22 protein-coding genes, 1 other RNA gene and 1 other annotated feature are annotated in these 24,582 nt (G+C 38.4%); of the genes, 21 read left to right on the top strand and 2 right to left on the bottom strand.

Translation table 11 applies throughout. From position 1 onward, the window contains the following. The first annotated feature begins 23 nt into the window (after positions 1-23). Entirely contained in the window at positions 24-536 is a 513-nt protein-coding gene (locus tag SJW71_RS07945) for an adenine phosphoribosyltransferase (protein ID WP_274793907.1), read from the top strand. A gap of 42 nt (positions 537-578) precedes the next feature. On the opposite strand, the gene SJW71_RS07950 is transcribed toward SJW71_RS07945, so the two are convergent. Further along, entirely contained in the window at positions 579-1,037 is a 459-nt protein-coding gene (locus SJW71_RS07950) for a MarR family winged helix-turn-helix transcriptional regulator (protein ID WP_274793906.1), read from the bottom strand. Between the two features lie 374 nt (positions 1,038-1,411). On the opposite strand from SJW71_RS07950, the gene SJW71_RS07955 reads away from it, so the two are divergent. The 8 genes from SJW71_RS07955 to SJW71_RS07990 all read left to right on the top strand — a co-directional run bounded on the left by SJW71_RS07955 (position 1,412) and on the right by SJW71_RS07990 (position 10,894). Then, positions 1,412-2,662 carry an MFS transporter gene (locus SJW71_RS07955; RefSeq protein WP_431811986.1) on the top strand — a complete coding sequence of 417 codons (1,251 nt, stop codon included), beginning with the start codon at positions 1,412-1,414 and terminating at the stop codon, positions 2,660-2,662. Positions 2,663-2,772: 110 nt separating this feature from the next. Next, positions 2,773-3,864 (top strand): carbohydrate kinase, encoded by a 1,092-nt coding sequence (locus tag SJW71_RS07960; protein ID WP_274793904.1) that lies wholly within the window; start codon positions 2,773-2,775, stop codon positions 3,862-3,864. A gap of 4 nt (positions 3,865-3,868) precedes the next feature. Continuing rightward, positions 3,869-4,783, top strand: a complete 915-nt coding sequence (locus SJW71_RS07965; RefSeq protein ID WP_312506747.1) for a pseudouridine-5'-phosphate glycosidase — start codon at positions 3,869-3,871, stop codon at positions 4,781-4,783. 206 nt (positions 4,784-4,989) lie between these two features. Beyond that, positions 4,990-7,185, top strand: a complete 2,196-nt coding sequence (locus tag SJW71_RS07970; protein ID WP_274793902.1) for a RelA/SpoT family protein — start codon at positions 4,990-4,992, stop codon at positions 7,183-7,185. A 35-nt stretch (positions 7,186-7,220) separates the two neighbouring features. After that, positions 7,221-7,661, top strand: a complete 441-nt coding sequence (gene dtd, locus SJW71_RS07975; RefSeq protein ID WP_274793901.1) for a D-aminoacyl-tRNA deacylase — start codon at positions 7,221-7,223, stop codon at positions 7,659-7,661. 70 nt (positions 7,662-7,731) lie between these two features. Continuing rightward, entirely contained in the window at positions 7,732-7,947 is a 216-nt protein-coding gene (locus SJW71_RS07980) for a DUF2642 domain-containing protein (protein ID WP_274793899.1), read from the top strand. 113 nt (positions 7,948-8,060) lie between these two features. Further along, the gene (locus SJW71_RS07985) at positions 8,061-9,368 is read left to right on the top strand and encodes a MarR family transcriptional regulator (RefSeq protein ID WP_431811987.1); all 1,308 of its coding nucleotides are present in this window, start codon (positions 8,061-8,063) and stop codon (positions 9,366-9,368) included. A gap of 119 nt (positions 9,369-9,487) precedes the next feature. Beyond that, positions 9,488-10,894, top strand: coding sequence for a YfcC family protein (locus SJW71_RS07990; protein WP_274793897.1), 1,407 nt, complete (start codon positions 9,488-9,490; stop codon positions 10,892-10,894). 46 nt (positions 10,895-10,940) lie between these two features. Here SJW71_RS07990 and SJW71_RS07995 read toward each other — a convergent pair whose 3' ends face one another. After that, positions 10,941-12,524, bottom strand: coding sequence for an SH3 domain-containing protein (locus SJW71_RS07995; protein ID WP_312506745.1), 1,584 nt, complete (start codon positions 12,522-12,524; stop codon positions 10,941-10,943). Between the two features lie 164 nt (positions 12,525-12,688). Next, positions 12,689-12,935: a binding site (T-box leader), on the top strand. A gap of 131 nt (positions 12,936-13,066) precedes the next feature. On the opposite strand from SJW71_RS07995, the gene SJW71_RS08000 reads away from it, so the two are divergent. From SJW71_RS08000 to SJW71_RS08055, 12 genes are all read left to right on the top strand, one after another. Beyond that, positions 13,067-13,231 (top strand): hypothetical protein, encoded by a 165-nt coding sequence (locus SJW71_RS08000; RefSeq protein WP_431811988.1) that lies wholly within the window; start codon positions 13,067-13,069, stop codon positions 13,229-13,231. Positions 13,232-13,273: 42 nt separating this feature from the next. Next, complete coding sequence (gene hisS, locus SJW71_RS08005; protein ID WP_322611619.1) at positions 13,274-14,542, top strand: histidine--tRNA ligase; 1,269 nt, start codon at positions 13,274-13,276, stop codon at positions 14,540-14,542. 62 nt (positions 14,543-14,604) lie between these two features. Beyond that, positions 14,605-16,374, top strand: a complete 1,770-nt coding sequence (aspS, locus tag SJW71_RS08010; RefSeq protein WP_274793893.1) for an aspartate--tRNA ligase — start codon at positions 14,605-14,607, stop codon at positions 16,372-16,374. 138 nt (positions 16,375-16,512) lie between these two features. Continuing rightward, a non-coding RNA gene (gene ssrS, locus SJW71_RS08015) (6S RNA) lies at positions 16,513-16,712 on the top strand. Positions 16,713-17,228: 516 nt separating this feature from the next. Further along, positions 17,229-17,951, top strand: coding sequence for a GntR family transcriptional regulator (locus SJW71_RS08020; protein WP_274793892.1), 723 nt, complete (start codon positions 17,229-17,231; stop codon positions 17,949-17,951). Between the two features lie 4 nt (positions 17,952-17,955). Then, positions 17,956-18,675 carry an SIS domain-containing protein gene (locus SJW71_RS08025; protein WP_274793891.1) on the top strand — a complete coding sequence of 240 codons (720 nt, stop codon included), beginning with the start codon at positions 17,956-17,958 and terminating at the stop codon, positions 18,673-18,675. 202 nt (positions 18,676-18,877) lie between these two features. Continuing rightward, the gene (locus SJW71_RS08030) at positions 18,878-20,053 is read left to right on the top strand and encodes a GNAT family N-acetyltransferase (protein ID WP_431811989.1); all 1,176 of its coding nucleotides are present in this window, start codon (positions 18,878-18,880) and stop codon (positions 20,051-20,053) included. A gap of 224 nt (positions 20,054-20,277) precedes the next feature. Then, positions 20,278-20,589 (top strand): PTS sugar transporter subunit IIB, encoded by a 312-nt coding sequence (locus tag SJW71_RS08035; protein WP_274793889.1) that lies wholly within the window; start codon positions 20,278-20,280, stop codon positions 20,587-20,589. Between the two features lie 18 nt (positions 20,590-20,607). Beyond that, the gene (locus SJW71_RS08040; protein ID WP_274793888.1) at positions 20,608-20,928 is read left to right on the top strand and encodes a PTS lactose/cellobiose transporter subunit IIA; all 321 of its coding nucleotides are present in this window, start codon (positions 20,608-20,610) and stop codon (positions 20,926-20,928) included. Positions 20,929-20,974: 46 nt separating this feature from the next. Next, positions 20,975-22,303, top strand: coding sequence for a PTS sugar transporter subunit IIC (locus SJW71_RS08045; RefSeq protein WP_274793887.1), 1,329 nt, complete (start codon positions 20,975-20,977; stop codon positions 22,301-22,303). 24 nt (positions 22,304-22,327) lie between these two features. Next, positions 22,328-23,410 (top strand): DUF871 domain-containing protein, encoded by a 1,083-nt coding sequence (locus tag SJW71_RS08050; RefSeq protein WP_431811990.1) that lies wholly within the window; start codon positions 22,328-22,330, stop codon positions 23,408-23,410. A gap of 61 nt (positions 23,411-23,471) precedes the next feature. After that, complete coding sequence (locus SJW71_RS08055; protein WP_431811991.1) at positions 23,472-24,440, top strand: N-acetylglucosamine kinase; 969 nt, start codon at positions 23,472-23,474, stop codon at positions 24,438-24,440. The last annotated feature ends 142 nt before the right edge of the window (positions 24,441-24,582 follow it).

Raw genomic sequence — 24,582 nt, forward strand, 5'->3', positions numbered from 1 at the left:
TGTCTCGTAGGAGGAGCAATAACATGGATTTAAAGCAATACGTCACTACGGTTGAAAACTGGCCGAAAGAGGGCATTATCTTCAGAGATATTACGACAATTATGGACAATGGAGCTGCATACAAATATGCAACAGATCAAATTGTAGAATACGCCAAAGAAGTAGGAGCTGAAATTGTAGTAGGTCCTGAGGCTCGTGGTTTTATTATCGGTTGCCCAGTTGCCTATGCACTTGAAATCGGCTTTGCCCCTGTTCGTAAACCTGGTAAATTACCGCGTGAGGTCATTAGTGCTGACTATGGTCTTGAATATGGCAAAGATACATTAACAATGCATCATGATGCGATTAAGCCGGGTCAAAAAGTTTTAATCTGTGATGACTTACTAGCAACTGGTGGTACTGTGGAAGCAACAGTTCGCTTAGTAGAACAATTAGGTGGTCAGGTAGTAGGTTGTGCATTTTTAATCGAACTTTTAGAATTAAATGGTCGTGCTAAACTTGGCGATTTAAATATTAAAACACTTATTCAATACTAAGAGCAAGAAGAAAGCGCCCTAAAAACAATGGGGCGCTTTTTTTTATTCTTCCTCATAGGATTGGATGATTTTTTGCATTGTTCGCAACGTATCGTAGAAATCTGCATATTTTTCAATCCCGATATCCTCAATAATTCTATCTTGAATTGCTTGCCAAATGGGAGCAGCTTCATGCAACTTTTCTAACCCTTTTTCAGTAAGTGTAATCTGTTTCGTACGGGCATCGTTTGTGTCTCGCTTTAATTCCACATAGCCATGTTGCTTTAAGAGATTTATGTTACGTGTCACCGTAGTTTGATCGAGTTGTAAAATTTCACCTAGACGGCTAATCGAGACAGCTTGCTGAAGGTCAATGTGTGCAAGCATTGAATATTGTGTTACCTTTAATCCAGTAGGCTGTAGCAGCTTATCATATAATTGCGTGACAGCCCTCGTTTTTTTTCGAAGGTTCGCACAAACACATATTTGTGTATAATCAATGTTTTTTAGTTGGTTCTTCATGGTCAGTACTCCTTTTAAGGGATTCTACTAATTGTAAGTATACACCTTAGAGGTGGAAATTACTTCTTGACAGCTATATGAGCGGCAGTTATTATCATTGTACATGTATATACATATAATTGGTAGGACATGAAAAAGAACCTATGGCAAGGGAGGCTGCGTCCTTTTCAGGGAGCCTACGATGTACCTTATGTCTAACGCTAGTTCACAAGGGTTTTCTTTAGCTTTCCAACTAGCGGGCTGAAGCGGCAAGTAATAGCATAGAATGGAAAGCCTTTTTCACCTATCCCATTAGAGAATGTTATTTTTTTTACTACCATAAAACATGTATATACATGTTTTTAGTGCCACTCATATGAAAAGTAGGTGTTTGGATGAAGCGTGTTCATTATAGCTGGTTTATTTTAGTTGTCACATTTTTCTCGATTATTGTGGCAGGTATTACATTGTCATCCTCTGGTGTTTTTATCAATCCTCTTGAAAAGGAATTTCAATGGGAGCGGTCAACTATTGCCCTAGCCTTCGCCATAAGTCTATTTTTATATGGTATATCAGGGCCATTTATGGCGGCATTGCTTGAAGTTATTGGCTTAAAGAAAATGATGCTAAGCGCGATGGCTACGTTAATTGTAGGGATCACTTTGACATTTTTGATGAATCAATCATGGCAGTTAATTGTGATTTGGGGTGGCATCATCGGCCTTGGTGCAAGCCTTTTTTTAACGGTCCTTAGTCCCTATGTAGCTAATCATTGGTTTGTCAAACGCAGGGGGTTAGCAGTTGGTATATTAACGGCTAGTACAGCTACAGGACAATTAATTCTACTACCAGTGCTAGCCATGATCATTGAACATTATTCTTGGCGCTGGGCAATGGGGTTAATTCTTCTTCTAAGTACGTTGATGTTCACCTTGATTGCTATTTTTATTAAAAATAAGCCTCAGGATGTGGGGCTAAACCCATATGGACAAGAGGAGTTTATTGAAGAACAGACAGTGCAGCAGAAGAAAAATCCGATTCATATTGCGTTTAACGGTTTACTAGAGGCGGTTAAGATTAAAGCCTTTTGGCTATTAGCAGGAAGCTTCTTTATATGTGGACTTTCAACGAACGGCTTGATCGGGACTCATTTTGTTTCGTATTGTATTAGTTTTGGCGTTCCTTTAGTCACCGCTGCATCACTCTTATCATTTATGGGTGTGTTTAACTTACTAGGGACGACTGCCTCAGGCTGGCTATCAGATCGCTTCGATAATCGTTGGCTGTTATTTTGGTATTACTTGTTACGGGGAGCTTCTTTATTATTACTCCCTTATGCATTATCACAAGGTTCTGTTATTTTACTGACGATATTCACTATCTTTTATGGACTCGATTGGATTGCCACAGTACCACCAACGATCAGTATTACACGACAAATTTTTGGTATGCAAAAAAGTAGTATTATTTACGGATGGATATTTGCCTCACATCAAGCAGGAGCTGCTGTTGCTGCATATGGTGGTGGATTGATCTATCAATTTTTTAATTCCTATACATGGGCTTTTTTCCTTGCGGGTATATTCTGTGCCATGGCTAGCCTGTTCGTAATCATTGTCAAAAAACAAACACCACAGCATGTATAATAAACGAAAAAAGTTGAACCTCAAATAACGGGTTCAACTTTTTTTAAAATCCTTTGACATGAATCAAACAAAAGTTTATAATGTAAACAAATATAATAAAAGGTGATGCTATGAATGAAAGAGAACAGGCGGTGCTTGCTTTAATTCGCCAAAATCCGTTTATGTCTCAGCAAGAGATGGCAGATGCAATGAATCTTTCACGTCCAGTGCTTGCTAATTTAGTGTCTAGTTTAACAAAGCAAGGAAAAATTGTAGGTCGTGCATATATTTTACCCGAGGAAAATGAAATTATTTGCATCGGGGGAGCCAATTTAGACCGAAAATTCCACGTGAAAGGCAATGTTCAATTTGGGACATCTAACCCTGCTAGCTCTTCTTTTAGTGTTGGTGGTGTTGGTAGAAACATTGCTGAAAATTTAGGCAGATTAAACCATCAAGTGACATTGCTGACAACGGCTGGGAAAGATGCTGATTGGCAAGTCATCCAAGAAGCTTCGGAATCCTTTATGAACCTACGTTATGTGGAGCAGCTAGCAGAGGCTTCAACGGGTTCTTATACAGCTATTATGGATGAGCAAGGGGAGCTAGCATTAGCTGTAGCCAATATGGAAGTGTATGATCTACTAGTACCTAGCTTATTGAAAAAGCATGAAACAATGTTAGTCAACGCAGGCTGCTTTATTCTGGATTTAAATTGTCCAAAAGAAACAGTAGCCTATATCCAACAAGTAGCCGTTGCTCGTAATATCCCACTTGTCATTGTGCCGGTATCTTCACCGAAAATGAATCGACTACCTGAAACATTACAAGGAGTAACATGGTTTATTTGTAACACGGATGAAGCGGAAACAATTGTTGGACATAAAATTGAAAACGCTACCCATTATGAAAAAGCTTTACAACAGCTCCTGCAGCTAGGTGCCGAACATGTCATTATTACAGCAGGCAGCAAGGGTGTATATGCAGCATCTACTACCATTGCTCCAAGTCATTTTGCTGCCAAAGTGATAGAAAAAATTGAAGATGTTACAGGAGCAGGAGATGCCTTTGTCAGCGCAGTCATACATAGCTGGTTGACAGGACAATCCTTTGCGACAAGCATTGATGCTGGCTTAACAAATGCTAAAAATACTTTGGCATCTCCCTATACAGTAAGACCAGAATTATCCGTAGATTTGTTAACAAGTGAAATGGAGGAATAACAACATGAAAGAATTCATCGTATTATCAGAAGAAGTAAAAGCAGGACAAGCAAAAGGTCTACCAATCGTTGCATTAGAATCAACAATTATTTCACACGGTATGCCATACCCACAAAACGTACAAACTGCGCGTGAGGTAGAGCAAATTATTCGTGATAACGGAGCAGTACCTGCAACAATTGCATTAATTGATGGAAAAATTAAAATTGGTCTATCTGATGAAGAACTTGAAATGTTCGGGAATGCACAAGGTGTTGCAAAAGCATCTCGCCGTGATTTAGGTTACCTACTTGCAACGAAAAAATTAGGTGCTACTACAGTTGCAGCTACGATGATCTGTGCAGAGCTTGCAGGCATTGAAATCTTTGTTACTGGAGGTATTGGCGGTGTTCACCGTGGTGCTGAAACAACAATGGATATCTCTGCAGACTTAGAGGAATTAGCACAAACAAATGTTGCTGTTATCTGTGCAGGAGCAAAATCTATTTTAGATATCGGTCTTACACTAGAATACCTTGAAACAAAAGGTGTGCCTGTTGTAGGTTACGGAACAGATGAACTGCCAGCATTCTATACACGTCAAAGTGGCTTTGATGTAAACTTCCAATTGGATACGCCAGAAGAAATTGCTGCAATGCTATCTGCGAAATGGCAATTAGGATTAAAAGGCGGCGCTGTTATTGCAAATCCAATTCCTGAAGCTGAAGCATTAGAGCATACATTTATTACTAACATTATTGAAAAAGCTTTAGTAGAAGCTGAAGAAAATGGTATTCAAGGTAAAAACGTTACACCATTCTTACTAGGTAAAGTGAAAGAATTGACAGAAGGTAAAAGTCTTGATGCCAACATTGCATTAGTGAAAAACAATGCAGTAGTAGGCGCGAAAATTGCTGTAGCTTACAACCAATTACACTAATCCTCTTGTCGAAACAAGGACCCTTTGTGGCGCATATCGTCACAAGGGTCTTTTTTATTAAAAAAGAGATTATTTTTTCCATTTTTCAAGCTGTTCACGAGATTAACTAAACTAAATGATACAGTCTCTTTACAATAGACCATAATATTTTATACAATTAAGTTTATATCTAATCTGAAAAATTTGACGAGCAAGGTGGACATGTTATGGCGAAAGAGCAAATTTTGACTCCTGAGGACGTTTTTGAGTTAGTCAAATCCTACATGAATGATGAAAATGTCGCATTCGTGAAAAAAGCATATGAATTAGCAAGGGATGCTCATATTGAGCAATTCCGTAGCTCTGGTGAACCGTATATTATTCACCCAGTACAAGTAGCAGGTATTTTAGCTGAATTACAAATGGACCCGGAAACTGTAGCGGCAGGTTTTTTACATGATGTTGTCGAAGATACAGATTTTACGCGGGATGATTTGGTACGGGAATTTGGCGAGGAAGTAGCAGTGCTAGTTGATGGTGTTACTAAACTGGGGAAAATTAAATATTTATCTAAAGAGGCGCAGCAAGCAGAGAATCATCGTAAAATGTTTGTAGCGATGGCACAGGATATCCGTGTCATCTTAATCAAGCTAGCAGACCGTCTTCATAATATGCGTACACTTAAGCATTTACCTGCTGAAAAGCAACGACGTATTTCCAAAGAGACATTAGAGATCTTTGCACCACTTGCACATCGCCTAGGAATTTCAACAGTCAAATGGGAGCTTGAAGATACAGCACTTCGCTATTTAAACCCACAGCAATATTATCGTATTGTCAGTTTGATGAAGAAAAAGCGTGATGAACGTGAGGCTTATTTAGAGAATGTCATGGCTGAGATGAAGTCACAGCTGAATGAGGTAGAAATCGAAGCAGATGTCTATGGTCGTCCAAAGCACATATATAGTATTTATCGAAAAATGGTGCTACAAAAGAAACAATTTAATGAAATTTATGATTTGCTAGCCATTCGTGTACTTGTAGATAGTATTAAAGATTGCTATGCCGTCTTAGGTATTGTGCATACATTATGGAAACCGATGCCAGGCCGTTTTAAAGATTATATTGCCATGCCAAAACAAAACCTGTATCAATCTTTGCATACAACTGTTATTGGACCCTATGGTGATCCACTAGAGGTGCAGATTCGCACAAAGGAAATGCACAAGATTGCAGAGTACGGGATTGCTGCACACTGGGCGTATAAAGAAGGCAAAAAGGTCGACCATCAAAAGCAAAATGTCGACCAAAAGCTAACATGGTTCCGTGAAATTTTAGAATTCCAAAATGAATCTTCCAACGCAGAAGAGTTTATGGAATCCTTAAAGTTTGATTTATTTTCCGATATGGTGTACGTCTTTACACCTGAGGGCGATGTCATTGAATTGCCAGCTGGTTCTGTGCCGATCGATTTCGCGTATCGTGTCCATTCTGAAGTCGGAAATCGTACGATTGGAGCCAAAATTAATGGGAAAATGGTACCTCTTGATACACCACTAAAAACGGGAGATATCATTGAAATTTTAACTTCTAAGCAATCCTTTGGCCCGAGCCGCGATTGGTTAAAGATAGCGCAATCCTCCCAGGCGAAAAATAAGATTAAGCAATTCTTTAAACGACATCTACGTGAAGAGAATATTATCAAAGGTAAAGAGATGATCGAAAAAGAAATCCGTGCACAGGATTTCGATTTAAAGGAAACAATGTCATCAGAAAACCTCAAACGAGTGTGTGATAAATTTAATTATACGAACGAAGAAGACTTGTATGCGGCAGTTGGTGTAAACGGTATAACAGCACAGCAAGTAGTCAATCGTTTAGCGGAAAAACGCCGTAAAGAGCGTGAGCAGGAAGAAGCTTTAGAGAAAATCGAACAAAAAATGAAAAATCCAATTCCGCAAAAACGTACGGAATCTGGTGTCATTGTAAAGGGCATTGATAATATGCTTATTCGACTTTCACGTTGTTGTACACCTGTTCCTGGAGATGAAATTGTAGGCTTTATCACAAAGGGGAGAGGTGTGTCTGTGCACCGTGCGGACTGTCCAAATATTCAAATCGAGGATGAGCAGGAGCGCTTAATTGAGGTGGAATGGGAGCATGGTGTCATTCCAGAGAAAAAAGAATATCCAGTCGATATCGAAGTATCAGCTTTCGATAGACCAGGTATTTTAAATGAGATCATGCAAATTGTTAGTGAAACAAAAACGAATATTTTAGCAGTCAGTGGTCGTGCTGATCGCGATAAGATGGCGACAATTCATTTAACTATTTCGATCTCAAATATTTCTCATTTGCATAAAGTTGTGGAACGAATTAAACAAACACCTGATATTTATTCGGTGCAACGGGTCATTAATTAATGGTAAGCAACAACATAGAATTGGGGTTTTAATGCATGAAAGTAGTATTACAGCGCAGTAAAGCTGCCTCTGTAACAGTAGACGGAGCTGTCACAGGAGCAATTGATAGTGGCTACGTTCTTCTAGTGGGTATTACACATGAAGATTCACAGGAGGATGTCCTTTATTTAGCGAAAAAAATAGCCAATTTACGCCTTTGGGAAGATGCTGATGGCAAAATGAACCATTCCATTTTAGAGCATGGAGGTGCTATTTTGTCCGTCTCACAATTTACGTTATATGGGGATGCCAAAAAAGGGAATCGACCAAGTTTCACAAGTGCAGCTAGACCAGAAGTAGCCGAACCGCTGTGGGAAGCTTTTAATCAAGCACTGCGAGAGCATGGCTTACATGTGGAAACAGGTGTTTTTGGTGCGATGATGGATGTTGCACTAATTAATGATGGTCCAGTCACAATACTTCTAGAATCAAAATAATGGTACATTTCCTATAATTCCTTCATATACTAAAGAGTATGGTTAGTTTTATAGGAAGGGGTGTCTACACATGGCACAGATGGGGAGTATATCCAATCCATATTTATACGAAACTTTTAAAATGATGATTGGTCAGGCAGTTGTCGTGCAAACAGAAAAAAATATTCAGCAAGGTATTTTATTATCCATACTACCTGACCATTTAATCCTAGAGATTAGTCGTACGCCTTACTTCATTCCAATGGAGGAGATTGTATGGGTAACGCTGGAAGCTACAAGAAAATAAGTATGTATGAACCTTCTCAACATAATAGTTGATAGAAGGTTCTTTTTTTATATATTTACGGTATAATGATTAAAATTATCGGAATATTGTGCGTATTAAAGGAGCTGAGCATTTTGAAAACAATAGGGATTCTAGGTTCATTATTTTTCTGGAATAATATAAAAGAACATTTCACGTTGTTTCCACAAGTACAATTTATTCATTTTCCCTATACTTCACCAGATCAATGTGTAAATCTTTTTGATGAAGCTGCATCTTGTTCGGATATATTACTATTTGCTGGATCGATTCCCTATTATTACTGCTATGAAAAAATAAAAGCATCGCACATCCAAGCAGTGTTTATCCCTTTTGATGAATTGACACTAGCACTATCGTTATTATCCTTACAACATCATGAAAAGGTGGATTTATCCCAGCTATCGATCGATGTACCTAAGCAGAATAGTCTTCATCAGGTAATGATGGAAGCCGGTATTCCATCTACTGACGTCTATGTAAAAGATTACGAATGGGTTTATGATCAACCAGAAAAAATCACAAAGCTCAATGTGAATGATTTTATTTACTTTCATAAGGAATTATATAAAGCAGGGAAAACCACTTTAGCGCTTACTAGTTTACACGCAGTTTTTGTTGAGTTACAAAGATTAGGTATACCTTCGAAGTACATGGTTGAAAGCAAACAAACATTCATAATGACAATTAATTCAGCGCTTGAAGCTTATCAGCATACAATGTTGACTTCGTCGCAAATAGCTGTCGTTTCTATTTGTAGTAAACAAAAGTTGATGGATGAACAACAACTATTTGTAAAGTCGTTAGAAAATATTTGCAAGCGTTTTCAGGCAAGGATCACGCAAGCCCAACAGGAGCCTTATTTAATCATTTCTACTAGAGGGGTAATTGAACAACTTGAACCTGCTTATTTAAGATCATTAATTGAACTGTGTGAACGACAATTTAAAACCACTTTTACGATTGGCATTGGCTATGGATATTCATTACATGAAGCAGAAACTCATTCTTCCCAAGCTTTATTTTTCACGTCCAAATGGAGAGATGCATCGACCGTCATTTGTTTAGTAGATGCAGAGAATAAGTTACATGAACAATTATTTGAACATAATAATCAAATTGCATTAAGTAGCCATCATAAAGCCATTTTAGAGATGGCTGAAAAGGTGAAAATGAGTGCTAAAAATTTAAATGTTATGAAGCAATTTATCACAGTTACTAATAATCGCCCATTTTCAGCTACGGAATTAGCGCAATATATGAATCTGTCACGTCGATCTGCTGAACGCATTATTAATCGATTAATCGAGCATGATTACTTTAAGTTAGTAGGAGAGGAGCAACCTTATCATCAAGGCCGTCCGCGAAAGCTTTATAAGGCAACAAACTATTGGACATTCTGAAATAATAGAAAATTAATACTTTACAATAAATTTGAACTCATGTATATTTATTCTCAATTAACGACATATAACGACAACATTGTTCCGATGTCTAAATCTATGAAAAGGAGAGTGAATTTATGGAAAATGAACAGAATGTTAAAAAGAGAAGTTGGCTCAAAGTACCTCATACATATACCATTATTTTTGCTATTATTTTTTTAGCAGGTATTGCAAGCTATATTATTCCGGCGGGTGAGTTTGACCGTGTAGAGGATGAGGAAGGGCGAATGCTCGTTGTAGATGGAAGCTATCATCATATTGAGAGTGATCCAGTTTCATTTTTCGAAATGTTTACAGCGATTCCAATGGGGCTTGAAAAAGGAGCTCAAATTATTTTCTACATTTTCTTAGTCAGCGGTGTTTTTGGCATTATCCGTTCAACAGGTGCCATTGAAGCTGGTGTCTATAAAGGTGTAAAAGCGCTAGAGGGAAGAGAAAAATTACTCATTCCATTATCGATGATCTTGTTCTCTGTTGGCGGTTTTACAATGGGGATGGCAGAAGAAACAATTATTTTCGTACCGATTGGTGTAGCGATTGCTCGTGCAATGGGCTTTGATGCTGTAACAGGGACAGCTATGATTACTCTTGGTGCAGCTAGTGGATTTTTTGGAGGTATGCTTAATCCCTTTACAGTAGGTGTTGCGCAATCATTAGCAGATGTACCGCTATTTTCTGGAATAGGTTTCCGTGCAGTTGTCTATATTTTTGTTCTAGGTTTTGCCATATTTTATGTGTCTCGCTATGCTTTTAAAGTAAAAAAGAATCCACAAGCAAGTGTTATTTATGACATTGAGCAAAAGGCTAAATCTACTGTATCCGAAATTGACATTCCTACATTAACAGGAAAGCATAAATTTGTATTTATTGTGATGGCTTGCGGAATTGGCTTTAATATTTATGGTGTCTTTAATTGGGGCTGGTTCCTAACACAATTAACAGCATCCTTTTTAATTATGGGGTTAATTGCGGGGCTAATTGGCGGTTTAAAACCTGCGACTATTTTTGATTCCTTTATTGATGGGGCAAAAGCTGTAACGTTCGGTGCCTTAATTGTAGGCTTTGCCCGTGCAATCACGGTTGTGTTAGAGCAAGGAAAAATTATTGATACGATTGTTTATGCAGCATCAGAAACCATTGGCCATTTACCACATGCTATTAGCGCAATTGGCATGTTATTTATCCAAGCACTTTTGAATTTATTTATTTCATCAGGTAGTGGACAGGCAGCAGCCACAATGCCAATTATGATTCCAATTACTGATTTATTAGGATTGGAACGTCAAGTGGCTGTGTTAGCCTTTCAATATGGGGATTCCTTAACAAATTCTATCATTCCTACTTCATCTGCGCTAATGGCGTATTTAGCTGTAGCAGGTATCCCATATGAAAAGTGGATCAAATTTATTTGGAAGATGATACTTGGTTGGGCAGTGATTGCATGTCTTGCATTGATTGCTGCAGTAGCAATAGGGATCACTTAAAACGTGAAAAAAGCTGTGGAAGATTATTCTTTCCACAGCTTTTTGTTTATTCCTCTTGCTTATTAAAATAGTTGAGTATACCTTGATAAATACCGAGAGTTGCCTGCTCACGGAACTTTGCTGTCGTGATGACTCGCTCCTCGCTTGAATTACTCAAGAAGCCTAACTCAATAAGTACAGCCTTTTGACGATTTTCTCGAAGTACTAAATAGTTACCTTGCTGTGTCCCACGATCTCTCAATTCTAATTTACCTGAAAGGCCATCATGGATCGCTTCAGCAAGTCCTTTTTGATTACTATTCATATAATAGGATGTGAAGCCGTTAATAGAGCTGTCGTCTGTTGCATCATAATGAAGACTAATAAAGGCATCTGCCTCATATTGATGGGCAATTGATACACGCTTACGTAGAGCTACATATTCATCTGATTCCCTCGTCATGACCACATTTGCACCAGCAGCACTTAATTTAGAAGCAAGTAGAGTAGCTGTTTTCAAAGTAATGCCTTTTTCCTCTGTACCACGCTGCCCTGTTGTTCCATGATCATTCCCACCATGTCCTGCATCCACAACAATCGTCAGTCCATTTAAAGTTCCTTTTTTACGAGGTTCTTCTTTATCCTTTTGAGGTATTGTTGCTTTATTTGAACTTGTTGTTACTACCCAGTTCGCGACAAATGCCGTTTTTTCATCATCTAATTGTATTTCATAAAAATCATTCTTCACGCCGACAATCGGGTAATTAATGCCAGCATCGACACGTTCAACAACTTCAGCATCTGTTGACGCATCTGTTCGTAGGTTTGTCCCATTATAAATAATCGTAACAGACTCCAACTCTTTAGAAGAGGAAGTTTTGGAAGTACTCTTCACTTTATTAGAGAATGTACCGTAAAAACTATAGACCCATCCTGTTTTTTTATCATTGTACTGTATTTGTACCCAATTATGCTCTTGAGCCAGTACTTTAAAGGCTTGCCCTTTTGTCACAGTACCAACTTTTTTAGTATTTAAATCAGGTTTTTTACGGACATTTAGAACGTCCACTAAGATTGTAAAAGTAGTATCCTTGTTTACTGGTGTTGTAGTAGTAGTTACTTCTACTGCATCTTCTTTTGGTTCTGTTTCTTTTTTAGGATTATCGTTTATCGTGACATAATCCTTTGAAACCCATCCAGTTTGTCCATTCCAATCAATTTTGGCCCATTCACTATTTTCTTCAATGAGGTTTGCTTGGTTGCCCGTCGAAAGTTGCCCAAGCACTGCTGATGAGATATCTGGCTCTGTTCGAATATTTAAACGGTCAACTTGTGCGATGACAGTTTTATCTAAGGCTTGTTTAGCATTTGTAGGAGCTGTCAGCCAAGAGGCAACCCATCCTTCGTAGTTACCTGTTTTTACTTGAATCCAATCACCTTCACGACCAATTGAGGATAAAGGATCACCTTCTTCTAATGTCGTAATGATAGGATAAGACAAACCAGGACCCTCACGTAAATGAAGAATTGTTCCAGCGACTTTTAGATCACTAGTGTCAGCGGAAGCTTTTTGAACAAAGTTCTTATTTGGCATCGCAATAGTTACCATTAGTATGAAGATCATTATACTATGTAAAATTTTTGTCCTCATCAGATTCCTCCTATTCCTTGTGCTATTTTACCATGCTTTTGTATAAAAATTCGTGGTAAAAAGGTAATGGAATTTGTCATTTTCATTGCTGTTTGATGAAAAATATAAAAATAGTTGACATTGGCTTGGCTAGTGACTAACATAAAGGGTAATCGAAAAATGATTAATCGCTTATGACCAAGCAAGTAGCGTGTACCTCTATTGGAAAAGAGAGGGGAAGACTTAGGCTGCAATCTTTCCTACAAATATGTATGATGCGAATAACACTTGAGAGGCTTTTTTCTGAAAAGCAGCAATGCCTACTAGGAAAAAACGGAATCGGCCGTTATCCGATTATGAGGAGGACACAGATTTATATTTTGTGTCAACTAGGGTGGAACCGCGGAAGCTTATACAGCTCTCGTCCCTTGCAATGGCAAGGAGACGAGGGCTTTTTTGTTGTCTAAAAAGCAATCGACCCCGCTGAAAATGGGGTGAATTCTGCGCTATGTGGAAGATGCTTCACTGAACAGCAAGAAAAATAGCTCCAACTGGTGAGCGGAGTGCTTAATCAAGGGTGGAAGCCGCTCCAAATGGAGAGGAAAGCGCTCAAAGAAGGACCGAAGCCGCTCCAAATGGATAGGAAAGCGCTCAAAGAAGGACCGAAGCTGCTCCAAGTGGAGAGGAAAGTGCTCAAAGAAAGCTCGAAGCCGCTCCAAGTGGAATGACAGCTGCTCAATCATAAGCAATCAATATAGGAGGGAAATTACATGAGTTTTAAAGTGCCACGAGGAACACAAGATATTTTGCCAGGTCAATCTGAAAAATGGCAAAAGGTTGAAGCGATTATTCGTGATATTTGCCGTGTGTATCGCTATAACGAAATTCGTACACCGATTTTCGAACAGACAGATTTATTTGCACGTGGTGTTGGTGAAACAACGGATGTTGTGCAAAAGGAAATGTATACATTTGAAGATCGCGGGGGGCGTTCGTTAACATTGCGTCCTGAAAATACAGCTGGAGTTGTCCGTGCGTATGTAGAACATAAAATGTTTGGTGCCCCAGACCAACCTGTTAAACTTTCTTATTTAGGACCTATGTTCCGCTATGAGCGCCAACAAGCCGGTCGCTACCGTCAATTCGTGCAATTCGGTGTAGAGGCAATCGGTTCAGCAGATCCTGCCATTGATGCAGAAGTTATCGCTCTTGCGATGGATGTTTATGAATCAGCGGGCTTAAAGGATTTGAAATTGGTCATCAATTCACTTGGTGACAAAGAAACTCGTGATACGCATCGTACAGCATTATTACAACATTTTGAGCCACATATAGAGGAGTTTTGCTCCGATTGTCAAAATCGTTTACAAAAAAATCCATTGCGAATCTTAGATTGCAAGGTAGATCGCGAGCATCCATTAATGCAAACGGCTCCAGCATTGACAGATTTCCTAACTAAGGAATCAGCTGCCTATTTTGCTCAAGTGAAAGCGTATTTGGATACATTGGGCATTACGTATGAAGTTGATCCAAATCTTGTGCGTGGACTTGATTATTACAATCATACGACATTCGAAATTATGTCGACTGCTTCTGGCTTTGGTGCTATTACAACACTTTGTGGTGGTGGACGCTACAATGGTCTCGTACAAGAAATTGGAGGGCCAGATGTGCCAGGTATTGGATTCGCACTAAGTATTGAACGCTTATTATTAGCGCTTGAGGCAGAAGGTGTGGAATTAGATACGGCTTCTGGACTAGATGTTTATATTATTGCAATGGGCGATGAGGCGAAACAAAAGGCTGTAGAGTTAACTAGTACGTTCCGCGCAAAAGGCCTTGCCACAGAAATGGATTATTTAGATCGAAAAATGAAGGCACAAATGAAATCAGCGGACCGCCTAGGGGCGAAGTTTACGATTGTCCTTGGTGAAACGGAGCTGGAAGAGCAAGCAGCAGCAGTGAAGCATATGGAATCTGGTGAGCAGCATAAGGTTGCATTTTCAGAATTAGTGAACTATTTATCTCAACAATCCTAAAAGACATGGCATTTCTCGTTAAATGCTACATAAAAAGAAGATATTTTTGGAGGAATTTAACAATGGCTACAAGAACACATGCTAGTAACGAGCTTTCAGAAGCGTTACAAGGCGAAAAAGTCGTATTAAAAGGTTGGGTACAGCGTCGTCGCGACCTTGGTGGTTTAATCTTTATTGATTTACGTGACCGTACAGGTATTACTCAGGTTGTTTTTAGTCCAGACGTTGCAGAAGCACATGCTTTAGCGGATAAAGTGCGTAGTGAATATGTAATTGAAGTGGAAGGAACGGTTATCCTTCGTACAGAGGACCAAATCAATCCAAATGTGCCGAACGGTAAAATTGAAGTAGAAGCTACAAAATTGGTTGTCATTAATACGGCCAAAACAACGCCATTCCAAATTGAAGATCGTACAGACGTGTCAGAAGATCTACGTTTAAAATATCGCTATTTGGACTTACGTCGTCCAGTGATGTTCGATACCTTTAAAATGCGCTCTGATGTTACACGTACAATTCGTAACTTCCTACAAAATGAAGGCTTCTTAGAAGTTGAAACACCAATTTTAACAAAGTCAACGCCAGAAGGTGCTCGTGATTATTTAGTGCCATCACGTGTACATGAAGGTGAATTTTATGCTTTACCACAATCACCACAGTTATTTAAACAGTTATTAATGGTTGCTGGTTTTGAAAAGTATTTCCAAATTGCACGTTGTTTCCGTGATGAAGATTTACGTGCTGACCGTCAACCAGAGTTTACACAGGTAGACATTGAAACAAGTTTCTTAACACAAGAAGAAGTATTAGAAATGAATGAGCGTTTAATCCAAGCCGTAATGAAAGAAGTGAAAGGGCTTGATATCCCTGCACCATTCCAACGCATGAAATACCAAGAAGCAATGGATCGTTATGGTTCAGATAAACCAGATGTTCGTTTTGGCTTAGAATTAGTAGCATTAAATGATGTTTTTGAAGGTTGTAATTTTAAAGTGTTTGCAGATACAGTGGCACAAGGGAAGCAAGTAAAAAGTATCAATATTAAAGGGGCAGCCGACAAATATTCACGTAAAGACATGGATGAATTAACAAAGTTTGTTGGTATCTATGGGGCAAAAGGTCTTGCTTGGTTAAAGGTTACAGAAGAAGGCTTAAATGGTCCAATCGCGAAGTTCTTTGATGAAGCATTAGCAGCTGCATTAATAGAACGTATGGGTGCAGAAGTGGGCGATATTCTAGTATTCGTAGCAGATACAGCAGCTGTAGTAGCCGCATCTTTAGGGGCACTTCGCACTAAATTAGGGCAGGATCTAAATTTAATTGACGAATCTCAATTTGCCTTCCTATGGATTACTGACTGGCCATTATTTGAATACTCTGAGGAAGATGGACGTTACTATGCAGCACACCATCCATTCACACGTCCGTTTGATGAAGATATCCCGTTAATGGACACAGATCCTTCAGCAGTTCGTGCTCAAGCATATGATATTGTATTAAATGGCTACGAACTTGGTGGTGGTTCATTACGTATTTATGAACGTGATCTACAAGAAAAAATGTTTGAATTACTTGGCTTTACAGAAGAAGAGGCTCAGGCGCAATTTGGTTTCTTATTAGAAGCATTTGAATATGGTGTACCACCACATGCTGGTCTTGCCTTTGGTCTTGATCGCTTTGTTATGTTATTAGCGGGACGTAACAATTTACGTGATACGATTGCATTCCCGAAAACAGCAAGTGCTAGCTGCTTAATGACAGAAGCACCAAGTGAAGTATCACCAGAGCAACTAAGCGAATTAAGTTTAGCAATTAAACCATTTAGAAAATAAACAATAATACAGAATACCTAGGTTTCCTAGCAAATATTGTTGGGAACCTAGGTATTTTTGCGTTTTCTTATGAAATTATAGATTGTTAGAGAAAATCGTTTGAATTATCAGAAAAGTGGTGGTATGATATCTGTAATACGAATCCTGATGTGTTTGTCTAACTGCTAACTCTACTTCACAGTTTTGACCGAACATTATCGAATCGGGAGCCTTCATTTTGTAGTCGCAAACATGCCCCTAGCGGAGCGGGACGTTTAAAGCTGCAAAGCGGGCACCCCCCTGCAAATTGCGGGTTCAAAACGAATGTTTCTTGGCATTACGGCACAATTGGGATTCGTCCTATACATAGGATTAAAAGGAGCTTGAGTATAGCTCCTTTTTTTATGTTGAAAAAGGGACATAGCTATTGAAAAATAGGAAAATTTTGAAAATATGAAAGAATTACTTTTTATTTTTGGTTAATCAGCATATAATTGGTATAGACAACTATACCTTCATCAATGGCAAAGTTAGCCTTACAGAAAAAATGCTCAGGCAAACATTATCTTCGTAATTGGCTAGTAATATGATGAACATGAGTTGGAAGCAAAAAAGTCTCCATTAGCAAACGATGCATAAAAAGGCATTCAATTAATGATGGAGTAGACAGTAGAAATAGAGATGCCATGACAAAGTAGTCAATACAAAAAATAGTGTAAGCCAATGTTAAAAAATTACGACTTACCAAGAAAGCTAAGGATGGTTTTCATGTGAATTGTGTATTGCTTACTCAACATTTGCATGGGCAAAAAACGATTTGTCAGGTAAAGTTGTATTTGGAATATCATAAATGAGGCATAAGGAAGGTGCAAGATTTGTTAGAGAAAAATTCCCATATTCCTATTTATATACAAATAGAAGAGATTATTAAACAACGAATTTATTTAGAAGAATACAAAATTGGTGAAACAATTCCTTCAGAACGAGAGCTTTCCGCGCAATTTGACGTTAGTAGAATGACTGTACGTCAATCCATTACCAATCTAGTAAATAGTGGTCTTCTTTATCGAGAAAAAGGGAGAGGTACTTATGTTGCCAATCCAAAATTAGAGCAACCATTAAAGGGATTAACGAGTTTTACTGAGGATATGCGCGCACGAGGCATGGAACCGAGCAGTAAAGTTTTACGATTTGAGAAAATCGTACCGCCGATGGATATCGCCAGAGACTTAATGATTGAGTCAGGAGAAGAGGTATTCTTTGTAGTTCGGATTAGAAATGCGGATTCTCAGCCAATGGCGATTGAAAGAACGTATATCCCTGTGAAAATATATCCTGAATTGGATGAAAAGCAAATTATGGGCTCGCTTTATGCCTTAATTGAAGCAAAATTCCATCAAAAAATTGGAAATGCTGTTCAGCAAATGGAGGCAGCCATTGTATCAAAAGAAGATAGTAAGTTTTTGCAGATTAATCAAACAGCACCAGTTTTAATTATTAAACGAACAAGTTATTTATCGGATGGTAAGCCGTTTGAGCTTGTACGTAGTACTTATCGAGCGGATCGCTACAAATTTATAAGTGAAATTAAAAGGTGATCATATGCATGCATATTTTTCTGAAATCGAAAAGCTAATCCAAGTTGTAAAAGAGCAGGAAGCTGTACGGATTAATGAAGCTGCTCGTATCATTGTGCAGCGCCTTCAGCGAGGTGGCATTATCCAACTTTTTGGTTGTGGACATTCGCAGTTATTAGCTCAGGAGGCATTTTACCGAGCAGGTGGTTTAGTTCCTGTGCGTCCCATTTTTATTGAACCGTTAGCATTACATGCGGGGGCTTTAGCTTCCTCAAGTAATGAGAAGGACCCGACTATTATTGAACAACATAAGGAACAGTTTGATTTTCGTGAAAATGACGTGTGCATTGTGATTTCGACTTCCGGGAGAAATTCAGCACCTATTGACGCCGCTTTATTAGCAAAGGCTAGAGGTGTTTTTGTTCTATCCCTACAATCGCTCTTCTATAAAGAGCAGCCTACACGTCATCATAGCGGGCAAAGACTAGAAGAAGTGGTAGATTTCATCATCAACACACATATACCTATTGGTGATGGCGTTTTGCATAAACATGAAATGCAATATGCGCCAGCATCTACTGTTATTGGTTCACTACTATTAAATGCGTTATTTAGCGAAATCATTGAGGAGATAGCAAAGAACTCAACTGAATTACCTATTTTTGTTAGTAATAATGTGGATTCAGATTGGTCACATAATGAAACAATGATTGCAAAATACCAGCATCGTATAGATTTTACATGAGCAATAGCAAAAGGAAATTTACGTTGAAAATGGGTTAAGTGCGGTTCGTCACTAGGAATAACAAAGATGTTAAGGGAATTTTGGAGAAGAGTGTTAAGGGATTTTGCAGTGGTTGTTGTTATACCACTGCAAAAGAGCCCTTAGAAAAAGCATTTATTTATCAATATTTATCAGAATATTCATTAAACAGAGGTGGTTAAGTATGAACATTAACATTGTCTCACCTAACGATTATTGGCAAATACATCAATTGAGGGATTATTGTTTTCCAAATAAATATACAAAGGCTCGTCGAGACGATTTTCACTATTGGATTGAGCATAGCACAACACTAGGGGCTTATGATGATAAAAAAGTCGTTGGGCAGCTTCTAATATTACCATTAAACATGACGGTGCATGGCGTCCAGTACAAAATGGGGGGGATAGGATTTGTCGCTACATATCCAGAGTATCGGCAACAGGGAATTGTGAAAAGGCTCATGACGGAAGCACTGCAAAAAATGCGGAACAATGGGCAGACGATTTCTGTTTTAGCACCTTATTCCGTGTCATTCTATCGATATTTTGGGTGGGAACTATTTTTTGAGAAGCTTCATTATACGATTCCACAAGCGAATTTTCCGGATTTAGGTAAACAACTAGATGTCGTTAAAAGGATGAGCTTTGAATGGTTAGATCCCGATCTTTTTCAGGGTATTAAGGAATTTCATAATGCAATGGCAATCGTACAACATGGTGGCATGGTACGTGATGATGCTTGGTGGAAGCGAATTGAGAGAAGGAGCCCTGATAGTCATTTTGCAGCTTATTTTCTAGATGGGCATCTAGAGGGGTATATTCGTTATGCAATAAGGCAGGAGACATTTGAAGTTCAAGATTTTATTGTAGCCAATCATTTAGCGGAACAAGCAATATGGCGTTATATTACGTCGCATGCAGCAAGTGTTAGTAACATTACAGGAGTTACTAGCAATCATTATCCATTTGGCTTTTATTTCAAAGAGCCACAATTCAAAAAGGAAGTCGTTCAGGATGTCATGATTAGGGTGGTGGACGTTTATGCATTCATGCAGCAGTATCCATGGGGAGAGATTAATGACATTTTGACTATTCGTATTGAAGATTCTTTTTGTCATTGGAATGAGCATGTCTATCAAATAAATAAAAATGGTCATGTATCAATAATTGAGACAAATTCAACCGATACCATGCATATGTTAACACTACCAATTAATCTTTTTTCTGCAATGATGGTGGGCTATCTTTCTGTAAAAGAAGCAGTTATCTATGCTAATCAGCCTATAGAGAAAAAGATAATTGATCATTGGCAAAGGGCGTTACCTTCAGAAAAACCTGCTTTTTATGAGTATTTTTAGGCATTAAATTTGATGGAAATATAAAAATTTTTTGAACTTTTTTCTGGACTATACCAGTTAAAAAGAATCGTTAATTATGCTATACAACTGCAATAGCCCAATTTTGTAATTTATTAGCTTAACATATATTTAATGTAAAAATTGTATTGTGGTATATACCAATAGGTGCTATTCTCAACATAAGTAAGCGATTACAAAATAAAAACATTAAAGGAGTGTTTCGAATGAAAAACATCATGTTAGTGTGTGTAGCAGGCATGAGTACTAGCTTATTAGTATCGAAGATGCAAAAAGCCGCACAGGAGAAAAATATTGAAGCTGATATTTATGCTATTGCAGAAGGAGAGGTTGAAAAAGTATTAGCTGCGAAAAAGGCGGATGTGCTTTTACTAGGCCCTCAGGTACGCTACTTGAAGGGCACGTTTGAATCAAAATACAAGGATATGGGTTTTCCTATTGATGTTATTAATATGGCGGATTACGGCATGATGAATGGGGAGAATGTCTTGAAGCAAGCCCTGCAATTAATAGGATGAAAGAGAGGACAACGGGAAATGGGAGAAGTAGCATTAATGGAATCGATTATGGGTCTTATTGTGCATAGTGGTAATACGAAAAGTGAGTGTATGGAAGCTATTCAGCTAGCAAAAAAAGGGGAAATTGAGGCGGCGAAGGAGAAAATCAAATTAGCGAATGAATCTCTAATTGATGCACATCACGCTCAAACGGGGTTACTGTCTCAAGAAGCAAGGGGAGAAAAAGTAGAGGTTTCTATGTTATTAATTCATGCACAAGATCATTTAATGAATGCTATTACATTTCGTGATTTAGCACAGGAAATGATTGAGCTATATGAACGAATCAAAGGGGAGTAACATCAAATTTTGATGTAACAATAAAAAGCAAAGGGAGTGTATGGGGATGTTCCGTTTTTTAGAAGAGAAATTTGTACCGGTTGCTGCAAGGGTTGGAAATCAGCGTCATTTAGTTGCCATTCGTGATGGATTTATTACGATTATGCCTTTAACGATTGTGGGATCTCTGGCTGTACTTATTAACAATTTGCCTATCAAATTTTATCAAAATGCACTCGATGCCATTTGGAAGCATGAGACATGGACACAGTTTGGTGGCAATATTTGGGGAGCTACATTTGGAATTATTTCACTATTACTAGCCTTTTGTGTTGCCTATCATTTGACGAAAAGCTATGACAAAGATGCATTATCTGGTGGAGTAATAGGGCTTGCTAGCTATATGACATTTGGTACGTTTGGTGAAGGTGGATTAACAGGATTAACTACAGGTACAGGTGGTATATTCATTGCTCTGATCATTGCACTACTTTCTACAGAATTGTTTTGTAAATTGTCTGGCAATCCCAAGTTACTAATTAAAATGCCAAATGGTGTACCACCAGCTGTTGCGAAATCATTTGCAGCGTTACTACCTGCCATAATAACTATTGGATTATTTGCTCTAGTTCGAACAATTATTTCGGCAGGTTTTGATATACCAGATATTGTTGGTTCCTTCTACACGGCGATTCAGGAGCCATTTATGGGTCTAACAAATACATGGCTTGCGGCTTTAATTTTGGCATTTATCCCTACATTTTTATGGACACTTGGCGTTCATGGAGCAAATATCATTGAACCATTTATGCAAACGATTAATTTACCAGCTATTAACGAAAACGTTGCTGCTATCTCTGCTGGTAAAGTAGCGCCTTACATTGTAAATAAACCATTCTTTGATGCATTTATTAACATGGGAGGCTCTGGTACGACAATAGCACTTATTATTGCGATATTCCTATTTGCAAGAAAGAATAAGCAATATAATACAGTTGGAAAATTATCCGCAGCTCCTGGGATTTTCAATATTAATGAGCCATTACTTTTCGGACTGCCAATTGTATTAAACCCGGTTTTATTCGTACCTTTCATTTTGACACCAATGGTAAACGTAACGATTGCCTTCTTTGCAACGAAGTTGGGCTGGGTGCCAGCAGCTACTGTAGCACCACCATGGACAACACCTCCGATTATTAACGGATTTCTAGCAACTCAATCTTGGCGTGGGGCAGTCTTAAGTATTGTGTTAATTGTTATTGCCGTTTGTATTTATTTGCCATTTATTTCGATGGCAAACCGTATGGCAAGGCAGAATGAGCAAAAAGCTGCTTTAGCAGCACAAAATGAACAACAAGCTGTTGTCCAAGCAGAAGGGCAAAAAGTAGAAGTTTAAGCGTGAACTAATGGAGGGTTTAAAGTGAGAAGATTAGGAATTTCGCTCTATCCGCAGCATACTACACTTGACGAAATGAAGCGCTATGTTCAGCTTGCCCATGACAATGGCTTTGACCGTATTTTTACATGTCTGATGTCATTAAAGCAGAAGGAAGAACGCCAGAAATTACAGCAAATTAACCAATTTGCTCAACAGTTAGGTTTTGACATTTCAGCTGATATCGCACCAGCCGTTTTTGATGATTTAGGCTATACCTATAGGGATATTGGCTATTTAAAAGAACATTTTTCTTTGGCAGCTATACGTTTAGACATGGGATTTTCAGGTCACGAAGAAGCGCTGATGTCTTTTGACGCAAGTAATCTGAAGATAGAATTAAATATTAGTAATGGTACGAAGTATGTCGATAATGTGTTATCTTACCAAGCAAATAAAGAGAATATTATTGGCTGTCATAATTTTTATCCAAGACGCTTTACTGGTTTATCTCGTCAGCATTTTTTACAAACATCACAATGCTTTAAGGAACACAATATAAGAACGGCAGCGATGATTTCCTCACAGCATGGTAAATTTGGACCTTGGGAGCAAACGGAACATGGTTTACCAACACTAGAGGAGCACCGTCAACTACCAGTTACTGTACAGGCAAAAGATTTATGGCACACGGGGCTAATAGATGATTGTATTATTGGCAATATGTATGCTTCAGAGGAAGAAATACGAGCATTAGGTCAATTAAATCGCTATAAGCTTGAATTAAAGGTGAGCCAGTCCTCAGATACTAGTAGTTTAGAGGAGACCATTCTTTTTCAGGAGCCTCATTTTAATCGTGGTGATGTTTCTGATTATGTCATTCGGAGTACTCAATCTCGAGTTAAATATAAAAATGAGGATTTTCCTATCCATGATACACGTCCACTTAAACTAGGTGATGTTACGATTGATAATAATCTTGATGTTCGTTATAAAGGTGAGCTTCAAATTGTTCTGAAGGACATTCCAAATGCTGGTTCCAGCAATGTCGTTGCTAGCATTGTCGAGGAAGAGCGATTTTTATTACCATATATCCAACCATGGGCATCATTTGGGTTTACAAAGTAAAGAATGGAGAGGAAGGGATTGAGTTATCAATCTCTTTTTCTTTATGGGGGGAAAAATTGTTATGTATGTATTAGCAATTGATGGTGGTGGAACGAAAACGGCAGCAGTTATTTGTGATGAAAAGGGGAATATTTATGCTCAAGTGGTGACGACAAGAAGTAATCCAACAGCGATGGATAGAACCTATTTTGAGGCAATTTTGCATAAAATCATGCAAAATTTACAGCAGCAAAATCCACAAGCACTTGCAGAAGTTGCTAGCTGTTTTGCTGGTATGGCAGGAGTTCAGGAGCTACAAGCAGGAGGCATGGTTGTAGCTGTTTTACGACACTATGTTTCCAAAGCCGCAACAATTAGGGTGGATAATGATGCATTAATTGCTCTTTATGCAGGTACACTTGGCAAAGCAGGGATTGTTCAAATTGCTGGAACAGGGGCCATTACGATGGGGTACGATTGTCACCAACGCTTTCATCGAGTAGGTGGATGGGGCTATCTTTTTGATGATGAAGGTAGCGGCTATGATTTAGGTGTTCAGCTGCTAAAAGCCGTATTTCAAAGTTATGATGGAAGAGCAACAGCTACACTCTTAACCGAAGCTGTGCTGCATCATTTTTCTGTAAAAACTGTGCCACAATTAATAGCCCATATTTATGGCGAGGAACATCCACGTACGGTCGTCGCTCCATTGAGTGTGTATATTTTTGAAGCAGCTGACAATGGGGATCTTGTAGCTAAGCAAATAATAGAAAATGCTTGTCAAAACTATTATAAGGCGATTAGTGCTTGCTATTTGGATATGCAGTGGGAGCAAGACAAAGTACCAGTCGTCTTAGTAGGTGGGGTGTTTACCAATGAAGCACATTTTGTTCCAAGACTTCAAGCTATGGCACTAGAGGAAGCATTACCTCTCAGCTTTAAGACACCGGCTTTACCGCCAATTGGTGGGGCAGTAATTGCAGCATTTCAACAGCTAAACGTTCAGCCTCATATGTCTTTTGTTGAAGCATTTCAAAAAAATTATATGTAGTAATCAAAGAGTAGTTGAAGTGATTCAATTGCTCTTTATAGTATGACTATAAGTAGGCAACTATTTTTTTCTTTATAATTTTCACTTGATGAATAACATGATAAAATGTAAGATAGGTTGTGTTTTTTATCTTAGTATATAA

This window comes from Lysinibacillus sp. FW12, assembly GCF_050817245.1.
GTDB lineage: Bacteria > Bacillota > Bacilli > Bacillales_A > Planococcaceae > Lysinibacillus > Lysinibacillus irui.